The organism is Streptomyces sp. NPDC059832 (assembly GCF_042731715.1).
Lineage (GTDB): Bacteria > Actinomycetota > Actinomycetes > Streptomycetales > Streptomycetaceae > Streptomyces.
This window is the reverse complement of record NZ_JBHWIY010000037.1, coordinates 21,963-39,529: the sequence shown is the minus strand read 5'-3', so window position 1 is coordinate 39,529 and position 17,567 is coordinate 21,963. Positions and strand designations below refer to the sequence as shown.

The window sequence follows — 17,567 nt, the reverse complement described above, 5'->3', positions numbered from 1 at the left end:
AGCCCACTGGTTCCGCCGATGCTGCTGAACCTGCTGGAACGCCCACCAGCGATCACCCTGAAGAAGCCGGCGTCAGATGCCGCATACCGCGTGCTCCTCGGCCACACCGTCACCCGTGCCGCCTGCCGTACAAGAGCCGCATTCGCCACAGCAGTCCGCCTCACCCGCACCTGGCGGGAGGCCCGTCGGCGATGTGGGAGCGCTGCCAGCAGCCCATGACGCCTGAGGAGTCGAACTTGTGCGAACTGCCCGGCGCGACCGGCCTCGGCGTCACAATCCACCTGCGCAGACAGCTGTGCTCGCTGCCTGCCCCCTCGCCGACACCGTACCCGCGCGAACGGCGGTTCTGATCTCCCGCCCGTACCCGAGGCTGTCGGCGGCAGGGGTCCGGGCGGGCACTACTCGCCTATGCGGTCGGCGAGCGGGACTTCGATCGCATCGGCGATGCGAATCAGGGTGTCGATGAGTGCGGCAGCGTAACCCTGTTCGATCCGGGGATCACCTCCGCAGGTGCGGAGACCTGCGGTCCGGTCTTCCCATGCGTGCTCATGGCACGATCACCGCGTGGCCTCCGTGACCGGCCGAGAGCCCGCTTGCCCATTCCGAGCCGTACGGGCAGGACGACGGCATCATCCGTACCGTTGCCCGAGGACGTGTCACCGCCGTCATCCTTCTCGGCCACGACACCCACACGCTCACCGCGCTGGCCGTTGCGTACGCCGGTTCAGCCTGACGCCGCGAAACCCCTGCGCCGACGTGCGCCTCGCAAGGCGCTCCACAACACAGTGATCCCGCTGTGCCCCATCCGGCACGGCTGGATTGTGCCTTACCCGCCCTGATGGCCCGTCCGGACCCTGAGAACCATGGGGGACACCGAAAGCACATCAGGTCCGTACAGTACCGACAACGCGTTCCACGCCCTCCTGGAAGGCGCTATCGCTCCACGACCGCCCACCCCACCGGACTGCCCGTTCTGCGACCTGCCGCAGGACCGCTATTCCACCCACTACGAAGGCCACTGGGTTCTCCTCGAACCCCGCATCATCGTCCCCGCCCACACCGTGCCCCCGCGTCGGCGCTGGATCATCACCCCGGACGGAGCCGCCATGAACCTGTGGGACGCCGAACCTCTCCCCGGTACCCAGTGCCGGATCGCGCACCGCACGGTCTGCCCCTACCTCCAGCCCGAAGACCCCTGGCCTTGGACCACCGCGCTCCGACAGGAGAACGAACGACGGGCACAGCGCCTGTTCAACCTCCCTGAGGACCAGGGCCTCTCCGGCACCGGCTGACCACAGGTTCAGCCGGTGCTGTGTGGCGCGGCTGGGTTCGTTCACCTCCGGTGATGCGTCCTTCACCCCGGCCCCCTGTACCCCGGATCAGCGTTCTGGCCCGGGGTACTGCCGTGTCGTCGCCAGGACTCCGAGCCTGGTCCTGCATCCTGTGCCCATGGCCGACACCTTTGACCACGCCCCGCATGTATGGAACGCGGCACAGCTCCGCGAAGCCATCAAGGACCTGCCCGACGACACACCCATCCACATCGGTGTCGCCGACGACCCCGGTGACTTCGACGGGTACCGGGAATCCGTCCTCGTTGACGCCCACCACGTCGAGAACTGGTGGCCGGCCACCCCCACCACACCCGAGCGCGCCGAGACGGAGAATGCGATCACCTTGTTCGCCGACTGGACAGCCGGCGAGTACAGCATCCTCGACTGAAGCGGCTGGTCGACGAGCGGGCCGGCCGGCCGACCAGGAGAAGGACGTGAAGTTCTCCGCTCTGGTGGTGAACTGAGTGACCTTCCACAACACCGTCGGCATCGCCCACGCGGTGCGCCGGCTACAGGCCGAGGGCCGGAACGTGGAGCCGGCAGAACTGGCCCAGGTCTCCCCAGTACCTGACCGAGCACGTCAAGCGCTTCGGGGAGTGCTCCACCCACGAACTCGCCGCCACTCCCGACGCCTACGAGACGCGGTGGACGTGGACTTCAGCGAATTCCACCCGGACGAGGAGGCGGCCTGACCGGGACACACATGGGTGCCGGACGTGGCGGAGCCCGGCGGTGCCCTCGGGGGAAGGACGTCCGCCGGGGCGGCTCTCGGCAGCGGCAGCCGCAGGCCGGGTAGAGCGCCGACAGTCGCCGGAGGCCATGCGTTACGCCTCAGCGACGGCTTCCAGCGGGCTCAGGGCGGCTGCTCGGCGGGGCGCCGCGAAGTGTTGCGGCCAGCCGCACGGTATTCGGACCGATGAACACCGAACTGCATGCCGCGTCCGTCGAGATGACCGTTGGGGATGCCTTCGAGGGACTGCGCCTCGCCGACCGGGCCGATGCCAGCAGGCTCCCGTCACTGGAGAGGCGCTTCAGCTACGGCCTGAAGGTTGCCGCGGGCTACGGTCTGCGCCGGGACGACGCCGCGGTCCTGGTCCACCTCCTGGAGCTGGAAGACCTCGCTCCCGATGCGGGGTGCATCAGCCGTCATGGAAGGTCGGTGCGGCCCCACCAGGTCGGCCGCATCGGCACTCCGTCCGCATAGCGTTCCACGGGCGGCGTCGAGGGCGGAGGCGGCACCGCGTCCGCCGGATCCGGTTCAGCCTCCGGTGGGGCCGCCTCTGCCGACGGCGGGGCCGGTGCGGCGCTGTCGTCCAGCAGTTCCGCCACTGTGAACCGCGTGCTGAAGGACTGCCAGGCGCCGTCGATCACCAGAAGGAAGCCGTCGCTTTCCCGGAAGAGCCGACGGCGCTTCGGACTTCTGGGGTGCTCCGGAGTATGTCCCCGGGCACGCCGCTCCAGCTCCACCAGAGCCTCTTCGCGCGTACCCTCCACGTGCGTCAGCACGTACGCCTCCGCGTGCTTGCGCTCCCCGAGTCCCACGGTCGTCTCGATGACCAGTCCCCAAATCGCCATGCTCCTGCCCCTCCCGTTCGAATCAAGGAAAAGCCTAAAGCGTGTCGCAGAAGGCCGTGGTGCCCTCCGCTGGCGGACCCGGTGCTGCCGGTGGCCGTCTACCACCGGACGAACCTCACGATGCGGAAGCTCGCGCCGCTGTTCGGCTGCTCCCCGGTCACCGTATGCCGGGTCATCCAGCGGCTGCGGCCACTCCTGGCGATCGAGCCAGCGGGTGCACATACGAGACGTCCGTGGATTTGGCGTGTTCGAACTTCACCTGCATGTCGGCCAGTTGAAGTCTGCCGTCGGTGATGAGGACCGAGCTTTCGTGCAGGGCGATCTCGGCCGGCTGCCTGATGAGGGCTCCGCGGTGCGGTGTGTGCAGTTGCTCCAGTTCGGACTCCGCCCGGCGGACCCGGCGCCGGTAGGCCCACTCGGCCCGCTTCCTCTCGGTCCGTGCCTGCCAGGTCTCACGACGGGCTGTGCCCCGCAGCTCTCGCACGGCACTGCGGGCATCAGCCAGGGCCTGCCGGTCCTCCTGGTGCTCGTCATGGTTACGTGTACGCCCGGTGCGTTCGGGTACCCGGGCGTCGAGCACCGTGTGGAAGGTGCGCAGCAGGGACGTGGTCGGTGCGTGGACACGGTTGCGCCGGTCGAGGTCGTCGAATGCGGCGGCTATCTGCGGCGGGACGTCCTGGGCTGTTGCGGGTTCGGCAGCAGGAGCGCACGCGCACCCGCCGGAACCGGACCGGCATTCGGCGTCGCCGGTCCCGCTCTTGGGCGCGGGGGTGATCTCACGGAGCAGGTCGATCGCGGTCGGTACGACATCGTCTCCGATGCCCTGCGGGGCGCAGCGGGCCCGGTGGACGAGGGCAGCGAGCCGGATGTCGGGGCCCGCCGCAGTGTCGTCGGCCAAGGTGTCGAGCCGGGCGGTGGCGGCCGTCCGCGCGGTCGGCAGCCGGAGCGCAGGTCGGCCATCGTCCGGATGACCAGCAGCCGTTCCTGGATCCCGCTCCCGGCAAGCAGCCGGCCGCGCAGGATCTCCACTGCGCGGTCGCCGTCGTCGAGGAACAGGCCCAGGCTCTCGATCGCCGCCCGCCGCACCAGCGGATCCGGGTCCGCCGCGTAGCGGACGAAGTCGTCGGCGTGTTCCCGCATCACCGCCACGCTGTCCGCGTAGGAAGCCAGCTCGGTGTCGTCCGGGCCGAAGCAGATGCCGTCGCAGCGGTTCATGGCTTCGCGTCCGATGCTGAGCAGCAGCCCGATGACCGAGACACGGCCGGGAGCCGCAGGCGCGTCCGCCATGTCGAACAGGAACGGCAGGCTCGCGGTGGTGCACGTATACACGGCCCCCTGATGATGGGCCGCGCTGCAAAAGCCGCTGAACGCCTTCTCCCGGATATCGGGGTCGGCCGAGCCCATCTCCCTCAGCCACACCGGAACATCGATGGCCGGGCCGTACGCATGGCTCATCGACGACCAGTCGATACTGTCAAGTCTGTTGAGCATGAACAGCACTATGAAGGGCAGCACTGACACCGACTCACCGGGTTGCGCGGACAGGCTGTCAGACGGCCGTGCCCCGGGCGAAGCTGCACGCGGTTCAATGGCGGGAGGCACTTCCCGGGTGTCGAGCCGCCGGGTGAAGCCGCCGCGGGGGTCAAGGACTTCCTCGCGTCGAAGTGGAACCCGGCAGGCCTCCCGGGGCATGGGCCCGGGAGGCCTGTAGTTCTTCACTCGTTCAGTTCCGCCGGTCGTCGGTGCGGGCCTCGGCGGCGGTCTTCAGTTCGTGCAGCCATGCTTCGAGGCCCTGGCGGAGAATCTCCGTCGCGGTGGGCACATCCGCGTCGACCTGGGCACCGGTGTGGGTTTCCTCGGTGCTCACGCGGACGCCGCCCTTGACCGCAGTGAAGTTCCATACATGGACACCATCGATGCGCAGTCCCTCACCGATAGCGGGGCCGGTCCAGCGGATGCAGGAGTTGGGCCTGAGCTGCTCGACGGTCGAGGTGATCTCCAGCTCGGTCGCCGGAGTCGCGGGGTTGGGGGGTATCGGGGTCATCCACCGGAACGCCGAGCCCTTCCGGAAGGGGCCGTGATCGAGGCGTTCCGCAGTCTTGACGGAGGCCTGCCAGGACGGCCAGCGCGCCACGTCCGTCTGCAGCTTCCAGACGGTACGCAACGGCGCGTGGATCAAGGTCTCGGTCCTGTAGCGGACACGCGCGTCGGGATCGACACCTTCCCCGTGGCAGGTGAGGGACGTGCTGGGGTGGTGGTGGTAGGCGGCTCCGGCGGGTGCGGCAGCGGTGCCGAGGACGGCGAGGGCGAGCGGGACGGTGAACAGGACGGTGCGGATGCCGGGCATGGTATTCCCCTTGTCGGTTGCCGGGTGGGAGCTGTCTGTCGAGTGCGCCCTGACTGTCAGGCGGATGTTTGTCGTCGGACGGGGCGGCGAGCGGGACGGCCACACGGCACACTCCGAACGAGCTAGAAGCTTGCGCGTTCGTTAGAAGTTATAACTAGCGATGTGATGGAGGGTCAAGGCCTTGCGTGATAGCTTCTAACGAAACCTTGAAGATGTAGCAGGGAGAGCGGGGAAGGTGGCAGGCCGTGGGGGAGTCGGATCCGAAGACGCCGCGGGAGCGGTACCGTGCCCAGGTCCGCGCGGAGATCAAGGAACACGCCTGGGGGCAGATCGCCGCGGCAGGAGTGCCCGCGCTCTCCCTCAACGCGGTCGCCAAACAGATGGGCGTGAGCGGCCCCGCGCTCTACCGCTACTTCGCCGGTCGCGACGAGCTGATCACCGAGCTCATCCGGGACGCGTACCAAAGTCTCGCCGACACCTTCCGCGCGGCCTTCGCCGCCGGCGCTGACGTGACCGGGCTGGCGCACGCCCTGCGCGACTGGGCCCTGGAGGACCCCCAGCGCTACTTCCTCATCTACGGCACCCCCGTGCCCGGCTATCACGCCCCCGAAGACACCACCAGGATCTCCTCCCAGATCATGGCCACCCTGCTCGACGCCTGTGCGGCCCTCGCCCCGGACGGTCCCGCGACACCGTTCGGCGCTCACCTGGAAGAACACCGGGACTGGGCAGGTGGTCACCCCGCCCCGCCCGCGGCCCTTAACCGGGCCCTGACCTTCTGGACCCGTCTGCATGGCGTCCTGTCCCTGGAACTCGCCGGTCACTTCACGGGAATGGGCCTCGACCCCGCCCTGCTCTTCGCAGCCGAACTCGATGACCTGCTCACACAGCGGGCTTGACGTCGGCAACTCGCGCCGCGCGCAGCTGCGGCCCATGGATCACGCCATGAGAAGTACAGGCAGACGCTCGGCTGGGGATTCCCGGCCGAAGCGTTGTCCACGGTCGGCTGTTGAGTTCGGTGGCGACGGCGTCCAGGTGCTTGTGGCTATGTCGGGAGAAGCCGGTGCTGGTCGGTGGACCGTTGGCGCTGTCGACGACTACAGGGCGGTCCGGAGGTCGGTCCGGCACCCGTCGTGGTCACCACCGGTGGGCGGCTCGGGCTGACTGTGCCCGGTCTGTGACGGCCGGGCCGAAGCCGGAGAAACCTGTGGCAGCCGATGTGGCGGCCCTGGGTGTCCCAGGGCATCACTGCGCGGACGCGGACGCGGACGCGGGCGAGGACGGGGACGAGGGTGATCAGCTTGTCCATGCTCACGTACCGGCGGTTGAAGGCGTCGTTCTGCGTGGCGATGGGCGGTGGCACCCCTTCAGTGGCACCCCCTCGCCGAACAGTTGTTTCGCTCGGGTGCGGATGCGTCGCAGGGGCGGGTTGTCCCGTTCGATCCGTAGTCGGCGCAGGCGTTCTGCCTGGTCGAGGAGGGCTGTTTTCTGGGGTATCCGTCCCGTGGCGGGCCGATGAGCAGGTGCAGTCGGCGAGGGTAGGACCCGCCATTTCGGCGTAGCCCGCCACTCGCCACCGCGGCCTGCGTGCTGTCCGCATGGCATGGACGTGTAACTAGGAGCTGCGTGACGCTGCAGATCTGAGAGTTGACTCTCACGAATTGTGAGAGGATGCTCTCACGTCATGAACTCCAGTAACCGCATGGGCGATATCGAGATCACCGATCCGCAAGCGATGCGGGCGTTGGCGCATCCGGTGCGGCTGGCGATCCTCGACCATCTGCACCGGAACGGACCGGCCACCGCGACCGAGCTCGCACCGGATGTGGGAGCCACGCCGTCGGTGACCAGTTGGCATCTGCGCCACCTGGCGACCTTCGGGCTGGTCCGTGACAGCGAGCCCGGACCGGACCGCCGACGCCGGCGGTGGGAGGCAGTGGCACGCGGCTTCCGGTTCGAGGAGTCGCAGGACCCGACGGACGAGGAGGGCCGGTCGGCCGCGCGCGAACTCTCGCGGCAGATGTTCCTGCGCTACGCAGACCTCCCGAGTCGCTGGGCTGCCGAGGTCGAGCCCGGACTCGATCCGGCATGGCGCAGGCAGGCCGGTCTGGCCCATACCCGCGTCATGGTCTCCGCTGAGGAACTCGCCGTCATCCAGGACGAGATCGAGCGCGTTCTCGCGCCGTACGTCACCCGGGACCCGGCCGACCGGCCCGCCGACAGTCGTGGCGTCCGGCTGATGCGCTATGTCCTGCCGGAAGGTGGCGGGGAACAGGGCGAGAAGCAGACAGGGCAGACATCATGAACGGCCTGGACCGGTCCCCTGCGATATCGCTGTGGCGCGATCGGCGGTTCGCCTGCTTCTGGGCCGGCAATTCGGTCTCACAGTTCGGCGACCGGATCACCGAGCTGGCCCTGCCCCTGATCGCGATCAGCGCGCTGAACGCTTCGGCCAGCCAGGTGGCATGGCTGACCGCGCTCATCTGGACCCCCAACCTGCTCGCGATCTTCCTGGGGGCCTGGGTCGATCACCAGGCACGTAAACGCCGTCTGATGATCCTCGCCGACCTCCTGCGCGCCGCAGTGCTGCTGAGCCTGCCGGCGGCCTACATGCTGGGGGTGGTGACGCTCACGCACCTGTATGCCGTGGCGTTGCTGACGGGCGCCGCCGGGGTGCTGTTCAACACCGCCTATCCGCCGTTCTTCGTACGACTCGTACCGCGTGCTTCCTATGTCGATGCGAACAGCAAGCTCAGCGCCAGCCGTTCGGCTTCCTATGTCGCCGGCCCTGCGATCGGCGGCGCTCTGGTCCAGGCGCTCACCGCACCCGTCGCCATCGTCGTGGATGCCCTGACTTTTCTGGCGTCAGCGGTCCTGATCGGCCGGGTCTCGGTCGAGGAACAGCCGGCAGCCGCCACCGGCGCAGCCGCAGCCTCACTGCTGCGGCGTGCCAGGGAGGGCCTGGCGTTCGTCGTCCGTCACCCGGTACTGCGGGCCGGTCTCGGTTGCGCGGCCACCGTAAACTTCTTCACCTTCGTCGCGGGCAGTGGGCTGATCGTGCTGTTCGCCAGTCGGAGCCTCGGACTGTCCGCGGGGGTGATCGGCATCGCGCTCGGGGCCGGTGCGACCGGTGCCCTGCTCGGTGCGGTGTCCGCTCCCGTGATCTCGCGACGGTTCGGTGTGGGACGCAGCATCGTCGTGGGCGCCGTGCTGTTCCCAGCGCCGATCGCCATCGCCGCCGCCGCGGATGGCCCTCCCTGGCTCCGCGCAGGGGCGTTGGCCGCGGCCGAGTTCCTCTCCGGCTTCGGCGTCATGATGTTCGACGTCAACCTCAACTCCCTTCAGGCCGCCGTGATCCCCGATCGCATGCGCAGTCGTGTCGCGGGTGCGTACGGCACGATCAATTACGGCGTGCGTCCCGTCGGTGCCATCGTCGGCGGCTTGCTCGCCACTCTCATCGGCCTGAGGTCGACCCTCCTCATCGCCGCTGCCGGAGGAGCCCTGTCACTGCTCTGGCTACTGCCTTCACCGATACCCCGCATCCGCTCCCTGGCCCCGAACAACACTGTGGACACGGTGGGCGACGCGGATGACGACAATCGACCAGTACCTCATTGACCGCCGGTCATGGGCCTGCCCGGATGCGGGCCGAGGAGGGCGATCTGGACGACGTGGAACGCTGGGCGTGGCTCGTTTGCGGATGTCGTCGAGCCACATCCCGAGCCTGCTCGCCCTCCCCAGCCGGTTCCAGACCCAGGACGTTCTGCAGGAGCCAACTGCTGCGCGGGCACCGACTCCTCCCGTCCGAACCACTGCGCCCTCGCCCGCCGTCCGAGGTCCTCGCCCTGTCGGGCTCGATCACCCGCAACTTCACGAACCGCCTTCTCGGTGTGAGGCCGCACTGGGACGCCGGGCGTCGGTCCGTCGAGCAAGAACTCCTCGGGCAGATGCATCAGGGCCCGGCCGGCTGCGACGTGGCGGGCTTGGCCACCGAAGAGCTGGTGCACTCTCGCGTCGGCGATGTTGCCGAGGCCGAATTGTCCTCGTAGGCGGCTGCGGCCCTGTGCGCCTGGGCGGCGAGAGCGGTCACTTCTACGCGCAATCCCTCGATGGCGAGTGCGGCGACTGCGACGCAACACCGCGCCGGATAAGGCCGTGGTACGACCTCGGCGTAGACCTCGTTGAAGATGTCGCGGTCCTCGATGTCGGTGAGATAGATCGTCAGGTGCAGCAGCCGGCTCAGGTCGCTGTTCGCCCGTCGGAGCGCGTTGGCCAGGTTGGTGAACGTCTGCCTGGTCTGCTCCCGCATGTCGCCCAGTTCGATCGAGCCGTCTTCGCGGTCCGGAATCTGGGTGGTGCACACCAGGCCGCCGAAGCCGGTGGCATCGGCGGACAGAGCGTCTTCGGACTCAACTGCTCCGGCCCCAGTGCGGCTGATGGTGCCAGGACTCATGGTGTTCCGTTCGTATCAGTACGGGTGGTGCGGAGTCTTGTCGCGGTGTCGGGTCCGACGGACCGTCGTCGTTGGGCGCTGGCATTCAGGGCGTGTGGAGCGTGTGCCTGGTGCACGGGTAGGCGTCGTTTTGGGTCCTGGGCGCCAGGGTCGAGGCGTTCAGGTTGCTCAGGGTGGTGTTGCCGGTGAAGGCGAGGGCTGTGGCCGTCTCGTCGCGCAGGATGTCGAGCACAGCGGCGACGCCGGCTTCGCCGGAGTGGACGAGTCCGTAGACGGCCGGCCGGCCGATCAGGCCGGCGGTCGCGCCGAGGGCCCGCATCTTGACAAGGTCACTGCCGCGTCGGATGCCGCTGTCGACCAACACCTCGGCCTGGCCGTCGACGGCCTGCGCGATCCCGGCGAGTGCGTTGACCGTTGAGGGCTGTGCGTCGAACTGTCGGCCGCCGTGGTTGGAGACGAAGATCGCGTCCGCGCCGGCGTCGACGGCCCGGCGTGCGTCCTGTGCGCTCATCACACCCTTGACGGCGAGTTTTCCTCGCCAGCGCTTGCGGATCCGTATCACGTCGTCCCAGGTCACTGCGTCATTGTCGTCGTGCATGAACTCGCCCATTTCGCGCAGGTTCATCGCCCGGCCGTCGATGCTCTGATCTCCGAACGTGATCCTGGGGCCGAACAGGAAGTTGGCGACCCACCGCGGCTTCGTCGCGGCGTTCAGCACACTCCGCGGCGAGGGGCGCGCCTGCATCGTGAAGCCGTTGTGGAGGTCGCGTTCGCGCTTGCTGGACACGGCGACGTCGCCGGCGAGGACAAGCACCGGGATGTCGGCCTCCTCGGCGCGGTCGAGATGCTTGTCGACCAGTCGCTGGTCCGGCCAGATCGCGGCCTGGCACCAGACGGAGCCCGGAGCTGCGGCCGCCACCTTCTTCAGCGGCGTGCCGGACCAGGCGCTGTGCACGAAGACGGTTCCCGCGTTACGGGCCGCTCGCGCGAGTGCGATGTCGGCGTCGCGGTGGAAAAGCGACAGCAGGCCCATCGGTGAGATCAGTACCGGCGTCCTCAGGGTCTGTCCCAGGACGGTCGTGCTGAGGTCGATGCCGGAGACATCGCTCATGATGGACTGTCGCAGGTGCAGCGCGGCGAGGTCGGTGATGTTGCTCCGCAGCGTGATCTCGTCGAGTGCGCCGCCTTCGAGGTAGTCGAAGACGATCCGCGGCAGGCGGCGCCGGGCGACGCGGCGGAAGTCGTTGATGTTGACGGGTGCGCTCATGATGTGGTGCTCCTGTCGTCGGAACCGATGGATGTGGTGGTGTCCTGGGCGGTCAGGGATGCCTTGAAGTGGCTCATAAAGGTGGTGACCAGCGGATGTGCCGAGGTCAGCCATTCCTGAGGGCGGGCGTCGTAGGCGACCGTGCCGCTGTCCATGAGCACGATGCGGTCGGAGACGTCGAGGGCGAACCGCACCTCGTGGGTGACGATCACCATCGTCATGCCGCTGTCGGCGAGCTGACGGATCACGCGGAGGACTTCGCCGACCAGGTGGGGGTCGAGGGCCGAGGTGGGCTCGTCGAAGAGCATGAGCTTGGGGTGCATGGCCATGGCTCGGGCGATCGCTACGCGCTGTTGCTGCCCGCCGGAGAGCTGGCGTGGGTAGGAGTCCGCGTGCTGGGCGAGGCCGACCTGCGCGAGCAGGTCCCGTGCTTCTTTCTCGACTCCGTCGCGTGGCCTTCCGAGGACTTTGCGCGGGCCGAGGGTGACGTTGTCCAGGGCGGTCAGATGGCCGAAGAGGTTGAAGTGCTGGAACACCATGCCGATGTCCCGACGCTGTCGGCACAGGGCCGACTCCTTGACCTCGTGCAGGTGGTTGCCTCGCCGGTCGTAGCCGACGAGTTGACCGTCGACGCTGATGGTTCCGGCGTCCACCGGTTCGAGATGATTCACACAGCGCATCAGGGTCGATTTGCCCGCTCCGGAGGAGCCCAGGATGCTGACGACCTCGCCGCGCTGGACGTCGAGTGAGGCACCGCGCAGGACGGCGGCCGGGCCGTAGTTCTTCTTGACGTTCCGTATCTCGAGCATGGCTGTCATGACTTACCGTCCGAGGTGAGGTTGGCGGCGGACCGCAAGGAGGCGAGGTGGTTCGCGGTGCGTGTGGTCCATGGCTGCGGCCGGACCCGGAGTACGACCTGTAGGCGGCGTTCCAGGCAGGTCTGCGCGAGGGTGGCGACGGTCGACAGGGCCAGGTACCAGATGCTGGCGACGATGAGCAACTCGATGACCAGGTAGTTGACCCCGTATATCTGCTGGGATGCGGTGAGTAGTTCGCGGGCGGCGATGACGCTGACGAGCGAGGTGTTCTTGAGCATGTTGATCAGTTCGTTGCCGGTCGGCGGAACGATCGTGCGGAGGGCCTGCGGGAGGATCACATAGCGCATGGCCTGGCCGCCGGTCATACCGATGGTGGCTGCCGCCTCGCTCTGTCCTTGTTCGACGGAGATGAGGCCGCCTCGCACGATCTCGACCATGTACGCGGCCTCGTTGAGGCCGAGCGCGATGATGGCCGCGGCCACCGGCGTGATGAGTGAGTTGGTCGCGACGCTGAAGCCGATCGAGGTGAACGGAATGTGCAGTGCGACGGCGGGGAAGATCAGAGCGAGGTTGTACCAGAAGATGATCTGGATGAGCACCGGTGTCCCGCGGAAGATCCACAGGTAGAGTCCGCTGATCATCTTGAGGACGGGGTTGCTCGACCTTCGCATGACGGCGAGGATGATGCCGCCGACGATGCCCATGCCCTGTGCCACCAGCGTGAGCAGGATGGTGAGGCCGATGCCGTCGATGATGGATCGGGCGGTCAGATAGGAACCGACCTCGCCCCACTGGAGGTTGGGTGAGCTTGCGAAGGCCCACACGATCGCGGTGCCGGCCGTCAGGGCGAGGAGTGCCGAGACCCAGCGCCAGGGGTGGCGTCGTGCGATGGTACGCAGCTCGTCCTGATGGGTGTTCAGTTCCGTGAGGGTGGAGTTGATCACTGCTTGCCTCCGTCGATGGTGGCTCTGGTGATCAGGGTGCTGCCGGTGATCCCGTACTTCGCGCAGATCTCGGCGTAGGTGCCGTCGGCGATGAGGGAGTCGAGTGCCTTGGCGATTGCCTGAGCCAGTGCCGGATTGTTCTTGTTGACCGCGAAGCCGTAGAGGAAGTCCGGCGAGATGTTGTCGAGGACTTCGGCATAGTGCCGGGGTTGGCTGCCGGCCAGGTGCTGTGCCACGACGCGGTCGACCAGGGCCACGTCCACACGCCCGCTCCGGATCGCCACCGTGGCTTCCCTGTCGGTGGGAAAGACCTGAGCGGAGACCGCCTTGCTGCCGTCCTTCACGCACCTCGCCGAGATGGTCTTCGCCACGGCTACGGTTGCCGAGCCGTTCGCGACGCCCACCGTCTTGCCGCACAACACGGAGGACTGCGGGTACTGGGACTTGTCAGCGGCCCGCACGATGCCGGCGATGCCGCCCTTGAGCATGTCGACGAAGACGACCTGCTTCCGACGCTCGGGGAAATCGCCGAACGACGACGCCAGCATGTCGTGGCGGCCGGCGTTCAACGCGGGGATCAAGCCGTCCCAGGAAGCGTTGGAAAAGCTCGCCTTGAGCCCGAGACGCTCTGCCACTGCTGTGGCCAGGTCGATATCGATGCCCGAGAGGGTCGCCCCGTCCGGTGCGTAGAACTCCATCGGCACAAACGGCACGTTGGTGCCGACGCGCAGCACCCCGGCCTGTTTGACCAAGCTCGACGCGGCGCCGCTCGCGGCCGTCGGCGGCTTGCTCGCGTCATAGCCGCACGCCGTGAGGAGGGTGGCTGACGTCGCGACGAGGACGGCGGCGACGTACCGCAAGGAAACAGGCGTCATCGTGGGCTCCTACGCCAGGGGGATTGTGGTCGCCAGGCCCCGGTCGAAGGGGGCGGCGTGGGATCAGCGTAGGAGGGCGAACCAGCCACCGGTACGGAGCGATCTACAAAGGATTCGGCTTCCTGCTGATAAAATCTCCAAACATGGCAAGCGGAACCCCGGACCTGACCGTGCCGGCCGCCGATGGTTTCCCACCGGCGTCTCTCTCGGAAGTGCTCGTGAACGTCGGAGCGGACCTGTGGCTGGTGCACCAGGATGACGACCCGCTTGTGCAGTCGATCGTGCTTCGCGAACCGGCCGACGATGACAAGTTCATCCCGCGGGGCGCGGTGCTTCTCGCAGTCGGCTTCCCCGCGCAGGGGCCCGCCTTCACCGAGCTACTGGTCCGAGCCGGCGAGGCCCGAGCCGCCGCATTGATCGCAAAGCCCGCCACGATCGATCCCGAGTCTCTGCGCGCGCTGGGCGAACTGCACAAGGTCAACACTGTGCTGGCGCGCCAGTCCGGCGATTGGCTGCAGCTGGCGACGCTCCTCAGGACCAGCGTGTCCATCTCCGCGGCCGACGGTGCCGCGGGGGCGCGGCTTGGCGACCTGTTCACCTTCGCCAACGCTGTGGCCACCATGGCCGGCGGCGCCACCAGCATCGTCGACCCTGCGGGCCGGGTGCTCGGCTTCTCCAACCTCGCCGATCAGCCCGTCGACGAGCAGCGCCGCAAGGCCACCCTCCTGATGAGCGAGGTCGATTCACCCTCGACCGACCCCGACTACCGTCTCATCTACGCCAGCACCGGGTGTGTCTTCGTCCCTGGCGACGCCGAGACCTACGGACGTGTCGCCGCCGCCGTCCGCAGCGACGGCGAAGTGCTCGGCACCATCTGGGTCATCGTGACCGACCCGCAGCAATGCCACCACGCCGTACGAGCCCTGGAGGAGCTGCTGGACGCCGCCTCCCTCCACCTCCACCACGCCCGCTCCTACGTCGACGTCAAACGGCGGCGGGAAGCCGACCTGCTCTCCAACCTCCTACGCGACCCTCAGCAGGCGTCCGCGTGCGCATTCGCGTTGGAAATCGCCGACAAGCAGTGGTACCGCCTTGCCATACTCACCTCGACCAACCCGCCCCCGCACACCACTGAAGTCGCCTCTCACCGGCTCATCCAACGTGTCTCGACCTGGCTGCACCTCATCCAGCCGAACGCGATCGTGGCGGAAGTCGACTCCCATCTCGTCATGCTCTTCAGCGGCCGACACAGCCAGGAGTGGACGACCCTCCAACACAACCTCGACGACTTCCTCCGCCGTGTCGAGCTCACCGCACCGTCACTGGCAGTCGTGGTGGGCCGTGAACTCCACGACACTCACGAGCTCAGCAACGACTACACCTACCTGCGCACCCTGGTACGGCTGACGGCACTCGGGCTCCTGACCCACCGCCCCAGCGGTGCCGTCGTGCTCATGGACGAGCACCTTCCCCAGCTCGACCTGGCCATGATCGCCGACTGGCACCGCTCGACGAGTCGACTACGCGTCCCAGTCCTCGAACGGATGAGGGAGATGGACCGTGCACGCGGCTCCGCGTACCTCGAAACCCTCAAGACTTATGTCGAAAGCAACAAGAACATTCCCGCTACAGCGGCTGCCCTGAACGTCCACGTGAACTCGGTCCGCTACCGCATCGACAAGCTGCAGACGATCTTCGATCTCGACCTCAACGACATCGACGTCTTCGCCTGGCTCCTCCTGCAATTTCGCTTCGCCGAATTCACCGCGCATACAGACCGCCCCCGCCCTTGGGGTGGTTGAGCCACTCCCGTGCAAAGACCGCCTGCGGCGAACCAGCACCCGCCGCCAGCGCGCGGAGCGGTCGCCGGTTCTGGAGCACGGAGCCGTTGGGCCACTGTCTCGCCAGCTCGTTCTCGGGGCACTGACCTGGACGGTTATTCTTCGATGGCACAAGCCGTCGTCTGTCAGTCTTCGGTGGCAATCGGTCGGGTTCGATGGCGCAGGACAGCGGGCGTCCTGCGCCATCGCAGCTTGATCATTGATGACGAAGACTGACCTTGCAGATTCGATCCCTACGACGTCGACCGGCTCGACTGGGTGTCTGCCTCTTTGAGCTGATACAGCTCGGGCACGGAGACCTTGATCGGCTCTTGGGTGGTCCGAGCGATCACGACGACTGCGGGCTCAGTCGGGTCGGGGTTCTCCTCTCGGTGCGGGACGTACGGGGGGACGAGAAAGAAGTCGCCTGGGCCGGCGGTGAGCCGTACCTCCTGTGTGCCGTCGTGGTAGACGAACACGGGGTGACCGCTGACCACGTAGATACCAGCCTCCGAATCGCCGTGATGGTGGTTGTCCGTCGAGCTCAGCGGCGGGTTCTCCACCAGGCCCATCCAGAGCTTCTTCGAGCCGACTGTGCCTCCGCTGATAGCGGCGTAACCGTCCAGTTCGCCAGATGCAACGTGGTGGACGCGGTTGTTGATCGGCGCGTGGTGACCGGAGTCCGGTGCGGGCCCGGGGCCTTCATGAGTACTCATTGTGCAGCCCTTCGGTTTCGATTGCTTTGACCGGAACCAGACTGCAACTTCCTTACTGGAGCGTGCAATTACTGTTGCTGTTCCGGCAAAGTGCACACGTTCGGCACATGGAAATCCGATCAGCCAACCCGGTGGTGGTCTCACCTCGAAGCCGATGCCACCACCGGGCACAATCGCTCGTCGCATCATCGAGAGACGCACAGGTCGACGATGTCGTCGGCGGTCCGGGGCGGGTGGCAGTCTTCGCCCGCTGCCAGGAGGAGCTCGCCGAGATCGGCGGCGTTCGGCTCTTTGTCCCGTGCATGCTGCAGGGCGACATGGACTTGCCACAGGGCGTCGGTCTCCCACGCGGGCACTGCTCGGAGGAACACCGTGTCGGTGGTGTTCCTGGGGCCGGTGGCGAGCGAGTCGGCGGGGGCTTGGGGAGGACGGTGGCGAGGTTGTCGATGGTGTCTGCCGCGGCCCGGTACGGAGCGGCTGAAGAAGGAGCTGCCCACGGCCGCGAAGGCCGCCGTCGGCCGCTCGGGCAAGCTGCTCGACGCCCATGCTGCTGCCGCGGGCGGTCCGCGAAACCCACCCGGATCTGAAAGTCGTCGCCCGCGAGGGCTGGGGCCCCAACTCGACGACGCTCTGCAGAACGGCGAACTGGATGTGGCCCTGTCCCACCCCCTCCCCGACAGGCCCGCATATCGCCGCAGGCCGTTGCGCCAGGAAAACTTCGTCGCGGTCGTCGACGCGAACCATCCTTCGCCCGGTGGCACTCCATCGCCCTGGCAGAACTCGCCGGCCAGACGTTCTGCTTCTACGCCCGTGACCTGACCCCTGTGTACTACGACAAGCTCACCGCGATGCTTGCCCGGACGGGCAAGCAGTTCGACTTCCGCGAGGACCGGTTTCCGGACTGCGCCACATCAGCCTGGGGGACGAGAGGAGCTCCACCTTCGTTCCCGCCTCCATGACAGAAGTCCTCGGACCGTTGACAGCAGCGCTCCAACTGACCGACGTCACCTCCGCCATGGATTTTCGACCTGGTCTGGCGAGACGATCAGGCGACGCCTGCCGTGCGGGCCTTCCTGGCCGTCGCGCTCCGGCTGCGGGAAGAGGCAGCATGGGCATGACGGACGGCCTCGACGCGGCGCTCGGTGCCTCGCCCGAGGGGGTCGCCGGGCTCGATCACCGCGATGCCCGGTGGTGCCGCGGTCGCAGCGACCCTGCTCCACATCTCCCCAACGGCCGTGGTCGCTTTGGCCTCCTCCTCGGTCGCGTTGACCGCCAGCGCCTTTGCGGTGGGGCGGTCGCCCAGGCCCGCATCGCGGCCGAGCACACCACGGGTGCCAGCACGTGGGCGTGCGTTCCCCGCCTCACCGGGCCCCGGTGGAAATCACAGGCCGTGTGAGACGGAAGCCCGCTGACAAGAT

The 17,567-nt window shown here is 67.6% G+C and carries 19 protein-coding genes and 2 pseudogenes; 9 read left to right on the top strand and 12 right to left on the bottom strand.

Features of this window, described 5'->3' with window-relative positions; all coding sequences use genetic code 11:
- Nucleotides 1-863: 863 nt before the first annotated feature.
- From ACFV8T_RS38355 to ACFV8T_RS38345, 3 genes are all read left to right on the top strand, one after another.
- Nucleotides 864-1,292: a DUF6083 domain-containing protein gene (locus ACFV8T_RS38355; protein WP_385336534.1), complete on the top strand. Its 429-nt coding sequence runs from the start codon at nt 864-866 to the stop codon at nt 1,290-1,292.
- Nucleotides 1,293-1,449: 157 nt separating this feature from the next.
- Nucleotides 1,450-1,722 (top strand): DUF6225 family protein, encoded by a 273-nt coding sequence (locus tag ACFV8T_RS38350; protein ID WP_385336531.1) that lies wholly within the window; start codon nt 1,450-1,452, stop codon nt 1,720-1,722.
- Between the two features lie 528 nt (nt 1,723-2,250).
- Nucleotides 2,251-2,538, top strand: coding sequence for a hypothetical protein (locus ACFV8T_RS38345; RefSeq protein ID WP_385336529.1), 288 nt, complete (start codon nt 2,251-2,253; stop codon nt 2,536-2,538).
- Here ACFV8T_RS38345 and ACFV8T_RS38340 read toward each other — a convergent pair.
- Nucleotides 2,481-2,909 carry a hypothetical protein gene (locus tag ACFV8T_RS38340; protein WP_385336527.1) on the bottom strand — a complete coding sequence of 143 codons (429 nt, stop codon included), beginning with the start codon at nt 2,907-2,909 and terminating at the stop codon, nt 2,481-2,483. The two genes, ACFV8T_RS38345 and ACFV8T_RS38340, sit on opposite strands and share 58 nt — an antisense overlap.
- 51 nt (nt 2,910-2,960) lie before the next feature.
- Between ACFV8T_RS38340 and ACFV8T_RS38335 the strand changes: the two are divergent.
- Nucleotides 2,961-3,149: pseudogene (locus ACFV8T_RS38335) on the top strand (transposase family protein); the annotation flags it as partial.
- Here the strand turns inward: ACFV8T_RS38335 and ACFV8T_RS38330 are convergent.
- From ACFV8T_RS38330 to ACFV8T_RS38320, 3 genes are all read right to left on the bottom strand, one after another.
- On the bottom strand, nt 3,082-3,489 hold the full coding sequence (locus tag ACFV8T_RS38330; protein ID WP_385336626.1) for a hypothetical protein: 408 nt from the start codon (nt 3,487-3,489) through the stop codon (nt 3,082-3,084). The pseudogene ACFV8T_RS38335 and the gene ACFV8T_RS38330 sit on opposite strands and share 68 nt — an antisense overlap.
- A 77-nt stretch (nt 3,490-3,566) precedes the next feature.
- Nucleotides 3,567-4,400: a HEAT repeat domain-containing protein gene (locus ACFV8T_RS38325; RefSeq protein ID WP_385336525.1), complete on the bottom strand. Its 834-nt coding sequence runs from the start codon at nt 4,398-4,400 to the stop codon at nt 3,567-3,569.
- A 232-nt stretch (nt 4,401-4,632) separates the two neighbouring features.
- The gene (locus ACFV8T_RS38320; protein ID WP_385336523.1) at nt 4,633-5,256 is read right to left on the bottom strand and encodes an SRPBCC family protein; all 624 of its coding nucleotides are present in this window, start codon (nt 5,254-5,256) and stop codon (nt 4,633-4,635) included.
- A gap of 245 nt (nt 5,257-5,501) precedes the next feature.
- On the opposite strand from ACFV8T_RS38320, the gene ACFV8T_RS38315 reads away from it, so the two are divergent.
- The 3 genes from ACFV8T_RS38315 (at nt 5,502) to ACFV8T_RS38305 (ending at nt 8,874) form a co-directional block, all read left to right on the top strand.
- Nucleotides 5,502-6,155, top strand: coding sequence for a TetR/AcrR family transcriptional regulator (locus ACFV8T_RS38315; RefSeq protein ID WP_385336521.1), 654 nt, complete (start codon nt 5,502-5,504; stop codon nt 6,153-6,155).
- 785 nt (nt 6,156-6,940) lie between these two features.
- The gene (locus tag ACFV8T_RS38310) at nt 6,941-7,561 is read left to right on the top strand and encodes an ArsR/SmtB family transcription factor (protein WP_385336519.1); all 621 of its coding nucleotides are present in this window, start codon (nt 6,941-6,943) and stop codon (nt 7,559-7,561) included.
- A complete protein-coding gene (locus tag ACFV8T_RS38305) occupies nt 7,558-8,874 on the top strand; it encodes an MFS transporter (protein ID WP_385336517.1) in 1,317 nt (438 codons plus the stop codon). The genes ACFV8T_RS38310 and ACFV8T_RS38305 overlap by 4 nt, the downstream gene beginning before the upstream one ends.
- 448 nt (nt 8,875-9,322) lie before the next feature.
- Here the strand turns inward: ACFV8T_RS38305 and ACFV8T_RS38300 are convergent.
- From ACFV8T_RS38300 to ACFV8T_RS38280, 5 genes and pseudogenes are all read right to left on the bottom strand, one after another.
- Nucleotides 9,323-9,709, bottom strand: a pseudogene (locus ACFV8T_RS38300) (RidA family protein); the annotation flags it as partial.
- A gap of 85 nt (nt 9,710-9,794) precedes the next feature.
- On the bottom strand, nt 9,795-10,976 hold the full coding sequence (locus ACFV8T_RS38295) for an alpha-hydroxy acid oxidase (protein WP_385336515.1): 1,182 nt from the start codon (nt 10,974-10,976) through the stop codon (nt 9,795-9,797).
- On the bottom strand, nt 10,973-11,794 hold the full coding sequence (locus ACFV8T_RS38290) for an amino acid ABC transporter ATP-binding protein (RefSeq protein WP_385336513.1): 822 nt from the start codon (nt 11,792-11,794) through the stop codon (nt 10,973-10,975). The genes ACFV8T_RS38295 and ACFV8T_RS38290 overlap by 4 nt, the downstream gene beginning before the upstream one ends.
- Nucleotides 11,791-12,738, bottom strand: coding sequence for an amino acid ABC transporter permease (locus tag ACFV8T_RS38285; RefSeq protein WP_385336511.1), 948 nt, complete (start codon nt 12,736-12,738; stop codon nt 11,791-11,793). The genes ACFV8T_RS38290 and ACFV8T_RS38285 overlap by 4 nt, the downstream gene beginning before the upstream one ends.
- A complete protein-coding gene (locus tag ACFV8T_RS38280; RefSeq protein WP_385336509.1) occupies nt 12,735-13,613 on the bottom strand; it encodes an ABC transporter substrate-binding protein in 879 nt (292 codons plus the stop codon). Before ACFV8T_RS38280 ends, ACFV8T_RS38285 begins: the two co-directional genes overlap by 4 nt.
- A 143-nt stretch (nt 13,614-13,756) precedes the next feature.
- On the opposite strand from ACFV8T_RS38280, the gene ACFV8T_RS38275 reads away from it, so the two are divergent.
- Nucleotides 13,757-15,415, top strand: coding sequence for a PucR family transcriptional regulator (locus tag ACFV8T_RS38275; RefSeq protein ID WP_385336507.1), 1,659 nt, complete (start codon nt 13,757-13,759; stop codon nt 15,413-15,415).
- Nucleotides 15,416-15,687: 272 nt separating this feature from the next.
- Here ACFV8T_RS38275 and ACFV8T_RS38270 read toward each other — a convergent pair whose 3' ends face one another.
- Nucleotides 15,688-16,149, bottom strand: coding sequence for a cupin domain-containing protein (locus ACFV8T_RS38270; RefSeq protein ID WP_385336505.1), 462 nt, complete (start codon nt 16,147-16,149; stop codon nt 15,688-15,690).
- A gap of 185 nt (nt 16,150-16,334) precedes the next feature.
- Entirely contained in the window at nt 16,335-16,520 is a 186-nt protein-coding gene (locus ACFV8T_RS38265; RefSeq protein WP_385336503.1) for a hypothetical protein, read from the bottom strand.
- A gap of 1 nt (nt 16,521) precedes the next feature.
- Here ACFV8T_RS38265 and ACFV8T_RS38260 point away from each other — a divergent pair, with 1 nt between their 5' ends.
- A complete protein-coding gene (locus ACFV8T_RS38260) occupies nt 16,522-16,968 on the top strand; it encodes a LysR substrate-binding domain-containing protein (protein ID WP_385336501.1) in 447 nt (148 codons plus the stop codon).
- A gap of 226 nt (nt 16,969-17,194) precedes the next feature.
- Here the strand turns inward: ACFV8T_RS38260 and ACFV8T_RS38255 are convergent, their stop codons facing one another.
- Nucleotides 17,195-17,473: a hypothetical protein gene (locus ACFV8T_RS38255; RefSeq protein ID WP_385336499.1), complete on the bottom strand. Its 279-nt coding sequence runs from the start codon at nt 17,471-17,473 to the stop codon at nt 17,195-17,197.
- Nucleotides 17,474-17,567 lie beyond the last annotated feature (94 nt).